We start from the raw sequence: 17,639 nt of genomic DNA on the forward strand, positions 1-17,639 counted from the left end.
AATAGTTAATAAAATTGTGGAAATTCTAAGTGAAATAAATGATAAGCTAAAAACGTTCAATGCTAGGATAGCGCACGTTCATACGGAAACTTTTCTTGAACCCGAATTAGGACCATCCATAAATGAAATGGATATTGACAATAAGTTAAAGAAAACTATTACAGAATATGGAATTGAACGACTATATAAATATCAATATGAAGCATATAGAAAAATAAAAAATAAGGAAAACGTAATGATAGTATCGGGAACTGGAACCGGTAAAACTGAAGCGTTTTTGATACCAATTCTAGACCTAGCGCTAAGGGGCGAAAGAAGCGTTCTAATATATCCCACAAAAGCTCTGGCAAGGGACCAACTTACTAGAGTTTACAAATTAGCAGGAGAGTTGGGATTGAATATTGGGATTTTCGATGGAGATACACCGGAAAAAGAGAGAGAAAGATTGTATAAAAACCCTCCTCATATATTAATAACTAATCCAGATATGATACATTTAGGTTTAGCACTAAGTAACAGATTTAGATTCTTATTAAGGACAGCTGATCATTTTATATTTGATGAAGTTCACGTATATGAGGGCGTTTTAGGTGCGCACATTAGAAATCTAGCCGATAGAATCAAGGAGTTCAAAAATGATATTCACATAGTTGCCTCAAGTGCGACTATAGGCGCTACTAAATACTTATTTGGGGAGTTGTTCGGAGTTGAGGGGGAAATTATAGAAGGTACAAGAAGAAGAAAAGGAATTGCGCTACATGGTCTAATAGATAGTGGTAATTCTAGTAGGTGGACATTAGCAGCTTATTTGGCTGCAGTTCTAGTTAAAAAAGGGTTTAAAGTACTTGTGTTTACCGATTCTCAACAGATGACAGAATTAGTAGCTAAAATAGCTGATAGATTTAGAGTGAATCTGGAAGTACATAGGGCGGGTTTAAATGCTGAAGAGAGGATAAAAGTAGAGGAAAAATTAAGAAATGGAGAACTGGACGGAGTAGTTGCTACACCTACATTGGAATTAGGAATAGACATAGGAAGTATAGATGCAGTGATAATGGCAGAAAATCCACCAAGTTATACTAAATATATTCAGAGAGCTGGAAGAGCGGGAAGGAGGAATAACGCCGGATTAATATTTACAATTTTAGGAGATGATCCTATAGATAGCTACTATCTTAGGCATCCAGAGGAGTTCTTCAACAGAAAAATTCAACCGCTAACATTTGATCCTACAAACATGGAAGTAATTAAGATTCACGCTTTAGCATATTTGGCTGAAAAATATAGAATAAGATTAGACAATTTACCTCCTCTCTGGAAAAAAGCATATGAAATGTTAAATATTGAAGGAAAAGCCAAAATTATAGGCAGCAACGTTTTGGCAGTTTCAGAAACTAAAAAGTACCTTGCCTCCACATCTCTTAGAAGTGTAGGTCCTATTGTAAGGATATACGAAGATAAGAAGAAAATTGGTGAAAGAGAACTTCCAGCAGCACTACATGATTTATATCCAAACGCAGTATACTTAATTTCAAAAAAGACCTACATTATAGAAGAGCTTGATATTGGCAGATTAATAGCAAAAGCAAGAAAAGTTAATAATGAACTGTCATATTATACTAAACCCCTCTATTCGATGGATTTGTTGGAGTTTAATAAGAAGGATGAGAGGGAAGTGTATGGAGAAAAAGTAGAGTATGGAGAAATGAAACTACTCATGAGAGTAGAGGGTTATGTAACTTATGACGTATATTTAAAAGGTAAAGGTGGGAGGAATGAATACTTCTATGAGAACCCCATTTCGTTTACATATAATACAAAGGGACTGTTGATATATCACCCGTTAATAGATGACTTCACTCTAATAGATCATATGGAGGCTTACCATGCAACCGAACATGTATTAATATCTGCAGCAAGAGTTGCCGCAGGAGCTTCGTTAACTGATCTAGGGGGAATAAGCTATCCTAGTGGGCACGTTGTAATATACGACTCTTCCATAGGTGGAAGTGGAATCGCTAAATTGCTATTTGAAAGATTAGACCAGGCTTATGAAGTTGCCTTAGATATAGTTAAGAATTGTAATTGTGAGGATGGATGTCCTAATTGCGTATATAGCCCATATTGTGGTAATAATAATAAATATTTATCAAGGAAAAAATCATTAAGATTAATAGATGGGTTAATAAGAGGTTCAATCAGGAGAGGAAGTAAGGATAGGGAGGGAAGTCCAATTGCATAATAAGTTTTACAGAATACTCAAGCCAACAAAAATAGGTAACGTTGAGGTAAAAAACGTAATAAAATACTCAGAAGGTTCGTCAATGTTGCCAAATGCTGTACCTAGATATGAATATTTTAGGGGGTCAGAGGGTGAGAATGTAGTAGATTTCATTGATTATAGGGGGATAGATGACTTAGGTGAGAAACTAAAAATAAAGGCTGGTACTAAGTGGAGGGAAGTTCTTGAAAAATATAAGGTAGAATTCTGGTCTAATATGGACTTTACAGTTGGAGGGTCTGTGTATTTTAATGACCCAATTATAGGCTTTAATGAATTTGGCAAGATAAATGGGAGGGTCGAAGTCGATGCCTACCTAGACGGTAAATATTACTCTGGACGATATAAGGGTGGGATTGTAATAAACGTTTATCTGAAAAAAGAGGACAAGGAAATTATTTATAAAAGATTAGATGGGGAATTATCTGAATTAATTCCTATCATAAAGAGTTGGTACGCTTCAAGAATACCCGTATTTAGGGAAGTCAGCCTTGTAAAGAAAGGGATGGAAAGCTACATACTAATATCATATCCCAAAATAAGAGAAGTGCTGTTACAGAAATTATTAAATGGATTCTATGACGAGATCTCACCAGTAGTTGAGCAGTTAGAATATGAGTATTGGTATCTAGGGTACTCATCTCTAAGTGATCTTGAAAATATAATTAATCTTATGAAAGAATCCCAGCTTTCAGTAATAAGGTTTAGAAAGGATGAAATTGCTTTTTCCATATACTCCAATAGACTACTGGAGTCTATAGGAAATACTCTAGAGTATTCTACTACAGAAGGAGAAGGTTTATTTAATGGATGCATTCTTTGTGGTAAGTGTGTTAGTGTTTGCCCATATGGTGAACAAACTAATGATGTATTTCACACTCCTCTAGGCTTCTATTCGATTTCGTATTTCGAGAAGGAGAACGATCTAGCTAATTGCCATATGTGTGGTCTGTGTGAACAAGTCTGTCCCGTAAGATTAGACATCACTAAGGAACTAAGAAAAGTGACAAAAATTAATCAAATACCACCTAAGAATCTGCTTAGAAGTATTAAGAGTGATCTAAATAGTGTACTAATAATAACATCCCTATCAGAGGAACTTGAAGATCAAATAATTAAATCTCTTATTTATCTACTTAAAAAAGGAAAAAGATTAGGTATATTTTACCTGGCCGAAGACTTCTCAAAAATAGTTAAGGATGAATCTAGTTTAGAAGAATTGTTAAAGTTTAAGGAAATTTATACGATAACACCTGAAGAGTATTTCTATTTACAGAGATTAAAGAAAAAGACTGTAGTGGATATCTACAATTTACAGTTATTGGCAATGAATGACTTAAAAATCAATAAAGATAATCTTCACATACCATGCTTGCTAAGAAGTGAATTAAACGAGTCAAATTTTACTTGTAGTAGTGTATTTCTTAATATTCTCAATAATAAAGATAATATCAATAGGACAATAGAGAAAAAAATTACATTATGTCCATTAACTGCAAGGGAATTAAATATTAAAACACCAATAGATCTACTTGAAATAAATCTAGATCAAAACTACATTAATAACTTTTTCAAAAAGTTAGAAATTGCCACGAAAGATTTAAGAGAAGATATTGAAGAAGACTTAGGCTGGTACAAGGATATTGACGATAGAATAGTAGATGAAGTATACTCTACATTAATAGATGGAATAATTAAAGGCGAGAACATAGAGAACCTAGTTCTACTATACTTCAAACTAAATAGTATGAACTTAACTGAAAATATTAAAGTGATCTTAATGGATAAGCTAACTAAAATTATTTTCTCCTAACAATATAGAGCAAATGGCCAACTTCTGGTAATATCAACTCCCTTATGGCTAATCTTACAGCGTCTGGCGAACCTGGCAGTAAGAAAATTACCTTGCCGTTTACTATTCCAGCAGTTGCTTTGGTCAAATATGATGCAGATCTTACTTCAGGATCATTATAACTCACTAGTCTAAATACATCCGAAAAACCCTCAATTTCTCTATCGAATATTCTTCTTATAGTCTCTACTGTAACATCACTCTGTGTATAACCAGTACCTCCTGTTGATATAATTACGTCAGTCTGGGAATTATCTAAGGCATTTGCAAATGCTTTAAGTATCTTTACCTTTTCATCTGGCACCAAATCATAGCCTACTACATTATAATTCGATTGTATAATTAGCTGTTTTATAATATCCCCGGACTCGTCTATTACTGGCTCTTTTTTCATCATCTTTTCATATCTAGAAGTGCTAATTGTAATTACGTAAAAATTTATATTAGTAGGCGCATGTTGCCTATGTTGTTTATGTGATGACATAGATTAATCAGTATTTAGGACGATTTTAACTTTACTACCTCCGCTATATCTAAGTCCAAGTCATTGAACTTCTCTCTAACCAGAATCTTTCCCTTTATATACATGATAGTATTAGGAGATAATTCTGTAAATCTAATTCGAAAACTAGTTAAAATATACTCATTACCACTATCGTCAATAGCAAGATACTTTACTGGGATTGTAAATGGCTTAATTAGTTTAGCAATTCTTATATGGCCATCAAATTCCTTTATCTCCTTGACTTGACCGAATTCTTCGCATTGGACAATTTTAAATGTATATCCTTGTCCTTCAAAAGTACCTTCTAGAACTCTTTTACTTTTCAAAAGTTTGAACGAAGAATAATCTAGAGTCTCTATTTCAGAGTCTTCAACAGTAAGCAATGGTCTAGTAATCCCTTTTTTTCTTAACTCCTCTAACATGTGATAATGTTCTGGTTTAAAGCTCAGTAAATCCATGTCATTACCTTTACCTAAATATAAATAGCTCCCCGTGATTCCTACCTCTCTATCAAAAAAGCTCAAGAATTCTCTTAGCTTATTATCAAATACTTTAAAGTTAAACGGATCTAGGATTTCACTTTCATTTAAGGGAACTAAAGGCACACTAAAGCCTATCTCATCAATATATTTTAATAAATTGCTGAATTTACTTCTAACTATTTCTAGTGCATCGTTAAGTCTCTTTATCTTTATACCATCAACTAGTCTAGGTAGTGCAACAGCATACCCATCTGGATGATAACAGCCTTTAACACTCCATATGACATTTTTATATTTTAGGAAATAACCTTCAACTACCTTATTCATTAGTTAACTTTTTAATAATCATGGCTTATCAACATTACGATTTGAAGATCACCATAGTGGGAGGAGGAATAGTAGGTAGTTCTATTTATAGAATGTTAAAGAAAAATGGAATTGAAGTACGATTAATTGATCCTAAGGTAAAAAGGCCATTTCCAAGCCTGATTCACTCATTGTTGCTAAAGGAAAAAGATATTGAGTTAGCCAAATTATCTTTAAATTTTTATAAAAAATTCAACATCCCCTATTATCCTTATAAATCTTATACTTTAGGTAAAATTAGTCCCTCTATAGTAGATTCGTGGATCTCTGCAGGCGTTAATATTAACATAAAATACGTGAATTGGATAGATGATGAAACTATTGAGGCTATCGGTGGAGATGGATTAGTATCTATTGGAAGTTTAATAAGATATACAGAAAAGATTGTATATCATTCTAATATTTTCATTAACAAAGGTAAAGGTTTCATTAAGATTAATGATAAATTATATGAAAGTGACTTGATAATTCTCTCAGCTGGAGCATGGAGTAAATATTTAGTTAATGTTAAACTTCCCGTAAAGACTTACTACTGTTGGGCTTCACTATTTCTAAGTAGAAAAAAAGAAGTAGGATCTAATATAATATATGATTATGTTAATAATTTCTATTCAAGGCCCGTTATAGGACTTGGATTGCCCTTTGCTATCATGGGAGATGGGAAAGTTATAGAAGCCACTCCCTTTCAGCAAAATATCTGCATAGAAGATAAGAATGAGGTTTCATCCAGAATTTCTAGGAGGTTAGGAGAAGTTAAGGAATTATACACTTCTGGTAATTTCTGTGAAGCTACACCAGACATGAGACCTGCATACGGGAAAATAGCTGAGAACGTGTATTACATTGGTGGATTCAACGGGTATGGTGCTGAAGTAGGACCAGGATTAGCTAACATCCTTGTAGAAGAGATCTTATCTAAAAAAGAGGACACTTATTTTAAAGAATATAAATTGGAGAGGTTTAATGAATATAATGACGATTTCGAAATAGGACAAGAACCTCATGAATTATAGATTTTTAAATGAGCTTCTATTATTTCGTCCTCGCTTACCGCAAACTTACTAATTTCTAAGTGAGCCCTCTGTTTCTCTCTGCATCTAGTGCAATCATATAATATCCACGCCCCCAAAAACTCATCGCCATAATAATATTTAATTCCCCTCCATCCTTTTTTAGCAATCAAATGATTGGCTACTTTTTCGCTCATGGTTTGAAATGCTACCATTTTCTCTAATTTTATATAATATGTAGAATAATACTTGAAGTACTTTGCGTGTATAAGTACCGAAAACGGCGTATAAAATTCGTCTATATCACTAACCTTAACTGTTTGCACAATGTTTTTATTATCAACGTATACTGCTACGTTTCTATAATCTTGAAATAGATCTTCTAAATATGACCAAGGAGGAGCTTGTGATCCTACTAACCATGATATCATAGTTAGCAGAGTTTTTAACTGGAAATAAAAAATTACTTCATAAGTGATGAAGTGACGGTTTTCTGAGTCGTGAAGACCATTCCCCTCACTGAGGCAGATATTATATGAGATCGAAATTAATGTTCATTAACGATATAGAAAAATTAGCCAAAAGAGTAGAAGAATCGTATGGAGGGGTAGAACTAGATGATATAATACAAAGATTAATAAATTTTTATGAATTAGGATTTACAAATATTAACCACTCTAGTATTCAACTAATATTGTCTGCTTACTTTAAGAGTCTAGGCTACAGAGTATTCGTAGAATATGAGAGGAAGGGAAGACTACTCGATCTTTACGTTAGTGATGAAGATATGGGAATTGAAGTAGAATATGGATATATACCTAATTCAAATGCCATAGATGCTGAGGAGTACCTAAAAAGTAGAATTTCGTTGAAAATTTTGAGGTATAGTACTCTATCCTCGAAATTCTATATTGCAGTGCCATCCTTTTATATACCCCCCATCCCTGATGAATTAATAGTTGATATAAAAGATAAGACAAAACTAAGGAGAATACTTGAACTAATTGGAAAATTTCATAAGACTAATGATATAATGTTGAATGATGCCAAATTGGCTAAAATTAATGGTATAATATCTGTAGATGTTAGCAACTTAAGTATAAGTATAATCGATATTAGTAAGTATAAACAGCTAAAAGACTTTTATAAATAGATAAAGAACTAGGAACGACAAAAATGGCACCGAAATATTGTCATCAATATACGGTAAGACTTCAGCAATTGTGGCAATAATCCCAGCTATTAAACCGGGTATATTCAGTAGATAATAACCAACTACTGTGCAGAATATTAACATCCCTAATGATCCCCAAAACCCCTTAACTCTTCTCTTATACACAAAATTTCTTATTATTCCGGTTATACCATCCCCGAAAGACATGAAAATTAAGGGGAGAATAGCAACGTAAATCAGACTTGCATTAGTCCAATAATTATGATCTAACAAGAACATCAACAAAAGAATTGTTCCGAAGGAGAATGCAAAGAATACCTCACCTAGATTTTCTCTATCCATAAACCATCTCATCTCCTTTCTTAGTACTCTTATGGCTATTAAGTACACCATAAGGAGATAAGATGTGACTATTGGTACTAATGGAGAGTTAAAAACGTATGGAGATAGTACTGCAACAATGCCTCCTCCTAACATATGTATCGCCTTTCTGCTTACATAGGCTCCGAATATTTGTGAAATCAGTTTAGAGATATACAGAACAACAATAACTACCCAGAGACTTAATACTATTCCCCAAGTGACATCATTAATAGTAAATAACATCCATAAAAATAGGCGATGAAACCTTATAAAAATTAATCCATAATAATCAAATTATGCAATTATACAGATACTCGTTTAAGGACGGATATTTAGTTCCAGATGAAAATGGCGACGTTACAGTATTCGTGGAAGGAAATTTAATCTCAATAGTTGATAAAAACGGCAATAAGATAGAAGGTGTTAGATTTAAGTATTTGGGTAACGAATCTGTCTCCCTGAAGAAACTTCGGTATTTGGCTAAATTTGTTAACATAGAGGTAAACGAAGATGTTCTTATGGTTTACCCTACATTAAGACAAAGAACTCTTGCCATAAACAAGCTTATGGGCGAAGTATTTGAAGTGTTCATCCATAATCTCTTAATATCGAAAAATTATAGGGTAAAAAGACAAAACGAAATCTATCCTTCGCTCCATAATTTCACTCTTACTAGATGGCATAATAGGCCAGACTTTATAATAGAAGATAAAGTTGTGATTGAGGCTAAGATACGCAAAAATGATTATCTCCAGACTCTAGAATATTCTAAATATTTCAAGTATGGCATGGTGGTATTTCCATTTACTGGAGAGTGTAGAGTACCTAAAGGTTGGATTTGCGTATTTCATACGATAAAGGATCAGTCTAGATTCTACTCTCTTCTTGAAAATTTATTATCTAGAGTTAAGTAGTTGGTATATGGAAATTGGGACTCCCTTATTTGAGGGTTCAAAGAAGATTCTTCTACTTGGGAGTGGAGAGTTAGGAAAGGAAATGGCTATTGAGGCACAAAGAATGGGGTTAGAAGTTATTACTGTGGATAGATATGATTTAGCTCCTGCAATGCATGTCGCACATAGAAAGTACGTAATAGATATGATGAACCCAAACGCTGTTAAGGCAGTTGTGAAAAGGGAAAATCCGGATGCAATTATAGCCGAAATAGAGGCAATTAATACTGATGCACTAGTTGATCTTGAAAGCAATGGTTTTAGAGTAATTCCTAATGCAAATGCAGTGAAGGCATGCATGAATAGAATTGAATTGAGGAGGTTTGCTACGGAAAAACTAGCCCTTCCAACTACAAAGTACGCATTTGCAGAAAATGAAGAAGAGGCAAAACATGCTTGCAAGGATATAGGTTTTCCTTGCTTAATTAAACCAGAGATGAGCTCTAGTGGTCATGGCCATGTACTAGTTAATAAGATTGATGACGTGGAAGAAGCTTATAGGGAGTCAGTATCTCATGCTAGAGGTAAGGGTAGAAGAGTTATAGTAGAAGAGTTCGTAAAGATAGATACTGAGTTAACAGTATTAACGTATAGATACTATTCGAATTCTGGTAGCATAATAACTAAGACTATAGAACCGATAGAACATAAAAGGCCAAGTTACTATTATGTTGAATCTTGGCACCCTTCTACAGTAAGTCGAGAAGTGAAAGAGACTGCTAGGGGAATTGCGCAAAAAGTTGTAGAGGAATTAGGAGGTTTAGGGATATATGGTGTTGAGATAATAGTAAGCGGAAATAGGATTCTCTTTAGCGAAGTAGCACCTAGACCACATGATACTGGATTAGTTACATTAGCTAGTAGTGATATAAACGAATTTCAAATTCATGTTAGAAGCGCAATAGGTCTACCAATTCCAGAAGTTAAGTTAGTCTCTCCAGCGGCTTCTCATGTAATTTTAGCACAAACTGAAAATGTTTGGGGACCTAAATTTATTAACGTGGAGAAGGCAATGGAGATCCCAGGAGTGCAAGTTAGGTTGTTCGGAAAACCTGTTACATATGAAAAGAGAAGGATGGGTATAGTGCTGGCAACTGGAAATAGTGTAGAAGAAGCAATAGAAAAGGTCAGAAAGGCGTCATCAATAATATTAGTTAAATGAATGTATCTTCTTTATTCGATCGATAGTGCTTCTTATTTTCTCCATAACAAACTGTGATGATTTAGTAGAGAAGGGATCATGGAGAGTTTCATACTCTAAGTCGTATATTCCCGCAATCTCAGCTATTGAAATTGTCCAAATTCTAGCAGTCGCATCATAGTTATATCCACCTCCTCCCAACATTATAAGCCTACCACTGGAGTACTTATGGGCTAGATGATGGACCTTTGTTACCACATCTAAATAACCATGGGTGGATAATTTTAACTCAACTAAAGGATCGTTAAAATATGAATCACCGCCCGTTATGAGGATAATAAGCTCTGGTTTATATCTTTCTATAACGGGGATTACTATCTCGTCAAATGCTAAAAGATAACCATCATCTCCAGTACCAGGTGGTAGAGGAATATTAATAGTATAACCTTCTCCTTTTCCTACTCCAATCTCGTTCACATCCCCGCTACCCGGGAAGAAGTTAGGATGAAACATATGCAGGGAAATTTTCAAAACCTTATCATCATCAATTAATAGTTCTTGTGTACCATCAGCATGATGACCATCTATATCAACTATTGCTATTTTTGAAAAGGAATTCTCACCTAATTTTGCTATGAGAGCAACATCGTTAAATACACAGAAACCAGCAGCTCTATTTCTCTTTGCGTGATGAAAACCCCCACCAATATTGATCGCGTGGTTAAACTCCCCACCCTTTATTAATTCTAATGCCTTTACACTACCACTTATCCTTATTAATGCAGCCTCATATATACCCTTAAATGCAGGAGTATCTCCATCATCTAAATATCCTTGACCTTCCTTGCTCTTATATTTTACAAATTCTATATATTCTTTGGAGTGGACTAACTGAAGAACCTCTTCTGATATCGGCTTAGGTTCAATCAATGTGATGAAATGAAACGCACTTCTTTCTTCCAGCAATCTCTTAGTCATACTTTCTCTTAATGATTTAAATGGATGATAGTCTGGGAAGGAGTAGTTATAGTATTCATCTGTCCATATAAAAGCCGTTTTATGCAAAGTATATCACTACTTTTTTATTTTTCAATTTAAAATACTTATCTAGTATGATAGATAGCACACTCATCACAAAGCCACAATATATTGCACATAGTATGGATAAATTGAGTGATATTATTTCTAAGATGAAAGAGAACAAAATGTGGACCGTACCCGTTATTAAGGATAGAAAATTATTAGGTTTAATCTCTTATAAGGATCTTCTTTCTAGAAGGGTGAGTTTAGAGACTAAAGCGATAAATGTTATGAATCCCAGTGTTACCGTACAAATTGATGAGGATATTAATAGATTAATTGCAAAATTTTACACTACCAAGGCAAGAGTGATACCAGTAGTAAATGAGAAGAAGGAATTTATTGGATTTGTAACAAGAGAGTCATTACTCTCATACTTATTGAAAGCTGATGAAATCCCAGAAAATAAAACTGCAAGGGAATACATGACCTCTCCAGCAACAACTATAGATGAAAATGACTCTATAGCTAGGGCTAGATGGGTAATGATAAGAGATAATATAAGCAGATTACCAGCTACTAAAGAGTATAGACTAACTGGAATCATAAGTGCAAGAGATATAGTTGATGCTTTGTATAGTGTAAGTGGAAGGAAAAGAGAGTCGATAATGAAAGATGAGGAAAGAGTTATGGCAATGCCAGTTAAAGAAATTATGAAGTACCCAGTCATAACAGCTAATGGAAAGGAACCGTTACCAGATGTAGTAGAAAAATTACTTAAATTTAGAATTTCTGGAATGCCTGTTATGGAAGGTGATAGGTTAAGTGGCGTAATAAGTGGGCTAGATATTATTAAGGCAGTAGCTGAAAAAATGCAACTATCAATACCAATTGAAGCTAAAATACCTCAAGAGCTAAAATCGAACCTTGATTTTAAGGCAAACATAGATGATATACTTGAAAGATATTTGAGCAAAATAGAAAGACTAACAGAAGTTATAAACTTTAAAGTATCGTTCAAGGAAGAAATGAGGAGTAGCGTAGGAAATAAAAAACTATATACTGCAATGGTAAGAGTAACTACTAAAATAGGCGATTATGTAGCTAAAGATACAGATTGGGAACCAATAGTTGCGTTAAAGAACGCTGTGGAAAAGATAGAGGAAAGAATATTAAGAAAACTAAGAAAAATAGAAGAGAGTAACAAAAAAGGAATTAAGGCAGAAGAGGCTTGAAAATTGGAGTAATACAACCCTTAGAAGTTAAGTCAGCAATTTTATTAGTTGAAAAGGCACTAAAGGAGGGAGCAGAGCTAGTATTATTACCAGAAAAATGGACAAAAAATATAGATGACGTACCATTAGTTGAATTTCAGAAATTGGCTAAAAGATACACTGCTTATATTTTACCTGGGGCATTTGAAGATGGAGTATCGGTAATTACTCCAATAATTGACGATAGTGGAAACCTAAAAGGAATAGCAAAGAAGATTCATCTATTTAATGAAGAAAAATTGAGACTTATTCCAGGTAATGAAGCCGTTCTCTTTACTTATAGAGGGATAAGGTTCGGAATTTTAATATGTTATGATATAGACTTTCCTGAAGTAGCCAGAGAATTGTTTTCTAAAGGAGTCGAGATAATTTTGGTACCCTCCAAAGTAAGAGGCAATGGTCTAGATATTTGGAATGAATTCCTTAGAATAAGAGTCTTAGAAAATAGGATAGGAATAGTAAACGCAAATGTCTATAATCCACCAGATTTCCCTGGAAGGAGCGTGGCAATTGTTCCAGAACAGAGACAAGACGGGATTGTGATACCCAAAGTAGTAGGAGTATTAGGAAGTGAAGAAGGCTATATGATAGTTGATATAGATCCCTTAAAATATATGTATCTAAGAGGAGATAGGCTAAAGGAATATGTTAAATTTACGGTTAAAGAGCTATGAGGGAATTTTATAAGCTAAACCTCTTGCCATGTCCTCCTTTAAAATCCTTTTGGATTTATAATCGTAGTATAGCTCAAGCTTAAATCTGGGATGTAAAGTCTCTCCCATAACCACTTTATCATTAGAAGCCTTTCCATTAAGTATCCTAAAATCTAGACTTTCCTCTTCCCTAGTTATTAATACTTCATTTTCATAAGGAAGAACATTCATAGATATAAGAGAAGGAATCAGATAATAGCTACCTGGTAACGCTAGATTTAATAGCACCTCCTTATTAGATGATAGTATTTTACTTACAACATTAGCATCAGTAAATATGTTCCTTTTCCTATTATGTGACTTGATTTTACCGTTTTCAAATTCTATGACAATATCCTCTTCTTCTCTTGAGGCTATCCGATAATCCAACTCTTGAAAACTTCTATACACCATGAATGTAAATCTCATAACTCCCTTTGTTATTAAAGCCTTAGGGGGTATGGTAGAATTATCAACAAATTTTACTTTCGTCTCTTGGCTAATTGGAATTGCGTAATATGGATAATATATAAAATCATCTTCTTTAATGCCTAATGTTTTAGCTGCATTCTTTACAAATAGGGTTCTATCAAACTTGTATTCTTCATATATATTCTTGACTTTAGACTCCAGACTTCTTGCTACATTAGAAATTATATCGTTTTCAAAATATGCATGAATTGCAAAAACTAAATCTAACTTGTTTGCATACTCTTTCGTCAATTCCAAAATTTTTATAAGATTGCTGTACTTTGATAAAAGTTTAAGTGAATCCATCACCAATACTACTTTTTATAACCTAAAATACTTAACGAGATTCAGAAAGCGTTAAAAATCTTAAGAATAGGAGATTTTTGGAAAATCTAAGCTTTCAGCATACTTAGTTAAAACATTATGGTGATGAACGCGCCCTTATCGGATCTTATGAAGAATACCACCGGCACTGATTCTTTCCAGGATTTCTTTCTTAGCATTTAGTCTCATCTTATCCACATCAAAAGTCTTCTCCATAATCCTCATACTCTTCTCTCTAAAGTTTTCACTTACGAATACTCTACTCTCTAGACTCTTGGACTCTATCAGGTCTTCTGGATCATAACCGCTGTTACGAATTCTCAGAATTATTTTACCGCCATTACAATCAATACAGACTCCATTAATTCCATATCTCGAAATTGGATACAATTTATGTTTTGATGAATAGACTTTACCAGAGGGCGTTATGTTGTAAATGGCGTCTAATCCCATTCTTAAGAATCCCGCACACAAATTCTTACCAATTATTGGAAGATCCTCGTAAAGGAACGCTATATATGCTGATACTACTTCTAGATCATCTACGCCCTTTCCTAATAGTATTTTTTTAAATTCATCAGAATAAATTATCGCACTATAGAGTTTCTCAAACATACTTATATTTTTTAAAAAACTAGCCTATAAATATTATCATTATAATATAGTGGACTAGTAAGTATTATTGTGTAAAGCCCCTTTTTAAACGTTATAGATAGAAGAGTCTAGACATGATAGTCACAGTTATAAATCAGAAAGGAGGAGTAGGGAAAACAACTACTTCAGTAAATTTGTCTTACTATTTAAGCAAGGAAAAGAAGACGGGATTACTCGATTTGGATCCGGAAGGAGGCGCCACCATATCTTATGGAATGAAAAGAGAGCTTAAAGAGCTCCCATTGGGTGAAAAAAGTGTTAATATTTTTAATGTAGAAGTATTTCCAGCACATATAGGGCTACTGAAGTTAGAACTAAATGGAGATGTGGAAGAGATTAGTAACAAAATTAAGGAAATAGGAAAACAGTTCGATTTTCTCGTGATAGACACACCACCCAATCTGGGTACCCTAGCCATATCAGCGATGTTGGTTGCCGATAGGATAGTTTCACCAGTTACCCCTCAACCTTTAGCGTTAGAAGCAATAAAGAATCTTGACTCTAGATTGAAGAGTATAGGGAAAAATGCATACTCTTTTACGAATTTTTCAAAGAAGGTAGTTAAGCTTGATAATCTATCATCGGTGAAATTTACGGAAATTATAATACCACCCTCTAGATTATTCATTGAAGCTTCTAGACTTGGAGTTCCTGCGTTAAGATATGAGGAAGTTAGATTAAGGAAACCTAAGCTAGTTATCTATTATCAGAAATTGGCAAAGGTGATTAGTGAATGAGCGAGCTGGATTTTCTATTAAAGAAGAAGAAAAAAAGTGAAGATGCAGAAAAAAGTGTCAACATCAACGAGAGTGTAAAAAAGGAGGAAAGTTTACACGAAGAGGAGAAAATCAAGAATGAGATGTTAAAGTTTATTGAAAGGGATCCGAAAATAGGTGTATGGAGTTATCCCGCATTTTTAGTCCTTCAGTACTTGTATCATACCGTGCCAGGATTTAAAATGAGCAGAACTGCTAAGGAAGCATTAGAAAAAGGATTAAAGGAAATGTACCCTATCCTCTTTGATGTTGCAGAAAAAATTGCAAAAGAGAAATTTAAAGAGTAGTCTACAGTAATATTTCTAGGAAGTATCACCAATCAGGTTTAAATGCTAGAGTGTATCTTTTTGTAACAATTAAGGTGATTAAATGGATATCTGTTTAAAGGCTAGGAATGACGAAGAAGTTTCAAGAGCTCTTAAATTAAATTATAATTGTATTGTATATACTAAACCTTTAAATAATGTACTAACTTTTATACCAGACCAATATATATCCGATATTGATATATTCAGTGAAAATACTATTATAATTACTAATGATGTACAGTTAATTAACAAATTAAAAAATAGAAATATGAAAATTGCATATAGAGTTGATAAACCATCTATGAACATTTTGGAATATAATTATTTTGTAATAGAATTTATACCAAAGAATATTAGAGATCTGAGATTCTATAAAGGTAAAATTTATATAGATAATATTGATAATTTAGACACTTATAGTAAATTAGAAAATCTAAAGATAACTGGAATATTTACTAATAACTTAGATTTTATAGTCGACGTGAAAAAATTATCTCTCTATAGAAAATAAAATTGTATAAAGACTGTGAACTTTTAAGTATAGAAAGGATAGCTATGGGTTGAAGAAAGATGAGTACAGAGTATAGAGTGAAGAGATTAGGTAATTGTATTCAGTTACAATTTAAGATAATAAGAAAATATTTCGTACTGAATCTAATTATGCTCCTCTAAGATTACAAGGAGTAGCAAAAGTCTTAGCGACAAAGAGGTGCTTTGCGGACTACTTCAGAATTGTACAAAAAGTTTCCAGATTATTCAGTTAAGTATTACCTATGGGAAAAGTGAAGCACAAGAGGGACTGGAGCAAATACAACAAGAACGTCATAACTAGGTACAAACCAATGTTCCCCCTCTACCTATTTGAACACTGGTTAGCTAACAGAGGAGAATAGATACGCTAGGACAAAGTATAAACCCCCAAAAAGAGTTCAACGACTTCCTAGCATCCCTACCTTATACAGAAGGAGTATTGAGAGCCCTAGAACAGTTAAAGATCATCCCCACAAGCCCCCAATTATCCCACATGGGAAGACTAAAAAACATTCCCACAAACAAGTGATGAACTAGAAGTAATTGCAGATGCAACGGGAATAAATAAGGAAGGACAATAACAAAATGGGTAGTAAAACCAGAGATTCAAAATTCCTCAAGATCGAGATAGTAATAGATAATAACGAATCCAACGTAATAAACGCTGAGATAACTAGTAACGAGGTTGAGACTGCAGTTAAGATAATCAAGGATCTCCAAGATAAGGGTAAGAAGTTTTATGGAGATAAGGTTTACGATTCTAATGAGGCTTACAAGACCGGGGTCGAGGCTACTCCTAGGCTTCTACTTAAAGCGGTAATCTTGCTAGGCGTAAGGCTGTAATGGAGTTCAAGAAATCGAGTTATAATCGTTGGGAGTTAGGTATTAGGTAGTGGGGTTAAGTCCTTATTCTCTGCGGTAAAGCTTACTTTTGGGGAGTATGTTAGCACAAGTTTTGTAGGTAAAGTGGTTGAGGCCAAGGTTTTGGGCTTACGCGCGGATAGTTCACTTAGCCAATTCTGTAGTCAGTAGGGCTCCAGCTATTGGGGTTGTGAGCTTTAGAATAACGTTGAAATAAATAATAAATTCTCATTATATCATGCCATTCCTAGAACAAATTGAAGATATCAACAAAGCAACAAAGAGGGAAAAATTAAGTAACCGAAAATTTACTTAAATATCAAATCACGTCAGTATATATAGAGAATAACTTTCTCTATGAAATTAGTAGTAATAAAGCAGAAATTAGAATATCTAGAATATATGAAAAATTTTAGATCCACAGAATTTAAATTATTGCTTAGGGATGAGAAATCTATCATAACTGGGATATCCAACATGGTAATTAGTGCATATAAAATACTTAATGATAATATAGTAAACTATGTGATCGAAAAAGGCAAATTTTATTCAAATTAAATCCACATCGATAGTTTCAAAATAGACTCCCTTCTCTTAAAAA

At 33.7% G+C, this 17,639-nt stretch carries 19 protein-coding genes and 1 pseudogene; 13 read left to right on the top strand and 7 right to left on the bottom strand.

The window, feature by feature from the left end:
* Positions 1-16 precede the first annotated feature (16 nt).
* Entirely contained in the window at positions 17-2,242 is a 2,226-nt protein-coding gene (locus YN1551_RS03315; RefSeq protein ID WP_012716512.1) for a DEAD/DEAH box helicase, read from the top strand.
* The gene (locus YN1551_RS03320) at positions 2,235-4,094 is read left to right on the top strand and encodes a 4Fe-4S dicluster domain-containing protein (RefSeq protein WP_012717190.1); all 1,860 of its coding nucleotides are present in this window, start codon (positions 2,235-2,237) and stop codon (positions 4,092-4,094) included. The genes YN1551_RS03315 and YN1551_RS03320 overlap by 8 nt, the downstream gene beginning before the upstream one ends.
* On the opposite strand, the gene YN1551_RS03325 is transcribed toward YN1551_RS03320, so the two are convergent.
* Together YN1551_RS03325 and YN1551_RS03330 are read right to left on the bottom strand one after the other, a co-directional pair.
* Complete coding sequence (locus YN1551_RS03325) at positions 4,081-4,617, bottom strand: MogA/MoaB family molybdenum cofactor biosynthesis protein (protein WP_012717191.1); 537 nt, start codon at positions 4,615-4,617, stop codon at positions 4,081-4,083. The genes YN1551_RS03320 and YN1551_RS03325 overlap by 14 nt on opposite strands.
* Positions 4,618-4,631: 14 nt before the next feature.
* Positions 4,632-5,447, bottom strand: a complete 816-nt coding sequence (locus tag YN1551_RS03330; protein WP_012714184.1) for a hypothetical protein — start codon at positions 5,445-5,447, stop codon at positions 4,632-4,634.
* Between the two features lie 20 nt (positions 5,448-5,467).
* Between YN1551_RS03330 and YN1551_RS03335 the strand changes: the two genes are divergently transcribed.
* On the top strand, positions 5,468-6,499 hold the full coding sequence (locus YN1551_RS03335; RefSeq protein WP_012717192.1) for an FAD-dependent oxidoreductase: 1,032 nt from the start codon (positions 5,468-5,470) through the stop codon (positions 6,497-6,499).
* Here YN1551_RS03335 and YN1551_RS03340 read toward each other — a convergent pair.
* Complete coding sequence (locus YN1551_RS03340) at positions 6,487-6,927, bottom strand: hypothetical protein (RefSeq protein WP_012712057.1); 441 nt, start codon at positions 6,925-6,927, stop codon at positions 6,487-6,489. The two genes, YN1551_RS03335 and YN1551_RS03340, sit on opposite strands and share 13 nt — an antisense overlap.
* A gap of 104 nt (positions 6,928-7,031) precedes the next feature.
* On the opposite strand from YN1551_RS03340, the gene YN1551_RS03345 reads away from it, so the two are divergent.
* Positions 7,032-7,649 carry a hypothetical protein gene (locus YN1551_RS03345; protein ID WP_012714182.1) on the top strand — a complete coding sequence of 206 codons (618 nt, stop codon included), beginning with the start codon at positions 7,032-7,034 and terminating at the stop codon, positions 7,647-7,649.
* On the opposite strand, the gene YN1551_RS03350 is transcribed toward YN1551_RS03345, so the two are convergent.
* On the bottom strand, positions 7,629-8,276 hold the full coding sequence (locus tag YN1551_RS03350) for a hypothetical protein (RefSeq protein ID WP_012714181.1): 648 nt from the start codon (positions 8,274-8,276) through the stop codon (positions 7,629-7,631). The two genes, YN1551_RS03345 and YN1551_RS03350, sit on opposite strands and share 21 nt — an antisense overlap.
* Positions 8,277-8,329: 53 nt before the next feature.
* Between YN1551_RS03350 and YN1551_RS03355 the strand changes: the two genes are divergently transcribed.
* The gene (locus tag YN1551_RS03355; RefSeq protein WP_012714180.1) at positions 8,330-8,947 is read left to right on the top strand and encodes a hypothetical protein; all 618 of its coding nucleotides are present in this window, start codon (positions 8,330-8,332) and stop codon (positions 8,945-8,947) included.
* Positions 8,948-8,954: 7 nt separating this feature from the next.
* Positions 8,955-10,148 (top strand): formate-dependent phosphoribosylglycinamide formyltransferase, encoded by a 1,194-nt coding sequence (gene purT, locus YN1551_RS03360; RefSeq protein ID WP_012717193.1) that lies wholly within the window; start codon positions 8,955-8,957, stop codon positions 10,146-10,148.
* Here purT and YN1551_RS03365 read toward each other — a convergent pair.
* The gene (locus YN1551_RS03365; RefSeq protein ID WP_012712051.1) at positions 10,137-11,192 is read right to left on the bottom strand and encodes an acetoin utilization protein AcuC; all 1,056 of its coding nucleotides are present in this window, start codon (positions 11,190-11,192) and stop codon (positions 10,137-10,139) included. The genes purT and YN1551_RS03365 overlap by 12 nt on opposite strands.
* Before the next feature lie 47 nt (positions 11,193-11,239).
* On the opposite strand from YN1551_RS03365, the gene YN1551_RS03370 reads away from it, so the two are divergent.
* Positions 11,240-12,382: a CBS domain-containing protein gene (locus YN1551_RS03370; protein ID WP_012712050.1), complete on the top strand. Its 1,143-nt coding sequence runs from the start codon at positions 11,240-11,242 to the stop codon at positions 12,380-12,382.
* Positions 12,379-13,095 carry a carbon-nitrogen hydrolase family protein gene (locus YN1551_RS03375; RefSeq protein WP_012717194.1) on the top strand — a complete coding sequence of 239 codons (717 nt, stop codon included), beginning with the start codon at positions 12,379-12,381 and terminating at the stop codon, positions 13,093-13,095. Before YN1551_RS03370 ends, YN1551_RS03375 begins: the two co-directional genes overlap by 4 nt.
* Here the strand turns inward: YN1551_RS03375 and YN1551_RS03380 are convergent.
* Both YN1551_RS03380 and segC read right to left on the bottom strand, forming a co-directional pair.
* Entirely contained in the window at positions 13,090-13,890 is an 801-nt protein-coding gene (locus YN1551_RS03380) for a hypothetical protein (RefSeq protein WP_012714177.1), read from the bottom strand. The genes YN1551_RS03375 and YN1551_RS03380 overlap by 6 nt on opposite strands.
* Before the next feature lie 135 nt (positions 13,891-14,025).
* Positions 14,026-14,523, bottom strand: coding sequence for a SegC family DNA-binding protein (gene segC, locus YN1551_RS03385; protein ID WP_012714176.1), 498 nt, complete (start codon positions 14,521-14,523; stop codon positions 14,026-14,028).
* 113 nt (positions 14,524-14,636) lie between these two features.
* Between segC and YN1551_RS03390 the strand changes: the two genes are divergently transcribed.
* The 5 genes and pseudogenes from YN1551_RS03390 to YN1551_RS03410 all read left to right on the top strand — a co-directional run bounded on the left by YN1551_RS03390 (position 14,637) and on the right by YN1551_RS03410 (position 17,596).
* Positions 14,637-15,299: a ParA family protein gene (locus YN1551_RS03390; RefSeq protein ID WP_012716509.1), complete on the top strand. Its 663-nt coding sequence runs from the start codon at positions 14,637-14,639 to the stop codon at positions 15,297-15,299.
* Positions 15,296-15,625, top strand: a complete 330-nt coding sequence (locus tag YN1551_RS03395) for a hypothetical protein (RefSeq protein ID WP_012716508.1) — start codon at positions 15,296-15,298, stop codon at positions 15,623-15,625. Before YN1551_RS03390 ends, YN1551_RS03395 begins: the two co-directional genes overlap by 4 nt.
* An 82-nt stretch (positions 15,626-15,707) precedes the next feature.
* The gene (locus tag YN1551_RS03400; RefSeq protein WP_012714175.1) at positions 15,708-16,157 is read left to right on the top strand and encodes a hypothetical protein; all 450 of its coding nucleotides are present in this window, start codon (positions 15,708-15,710) and stop codon (positions 16,155-16,157) included.
* A gap of 262 nt (positions 16,158-16,419) precedes the next feature.
* Positions 16,420-17,255, top strand: a pseudogene (locus tag YN1551_RS15725) (transposase).
* Between the two features lie 140 nt (positions 17,256-17,395).
* Positions 17,396-17,596, top strand: coding sequence for a hypothetical protein (locus YN1551_RS03410; RefSeq protein WP_012716506.1), 201 nt, complete (start codon positions 17,396-17,398; stop codon positions 17,594-17,596).
* The last annotated feature ends 43 nt before the right edge of the window (positions 17,597-17,639 follow it).

It is taken from the genome of Sulfolobus islandicus Y.N.15.51 (assembly GCF_000022485.1).
GTDB lineage: Archaea > Thermoproteota > Thermoprotei_A > Sulfolobales > Sulfolobaceae > Saccharolobus > Saccharolobus islandicus.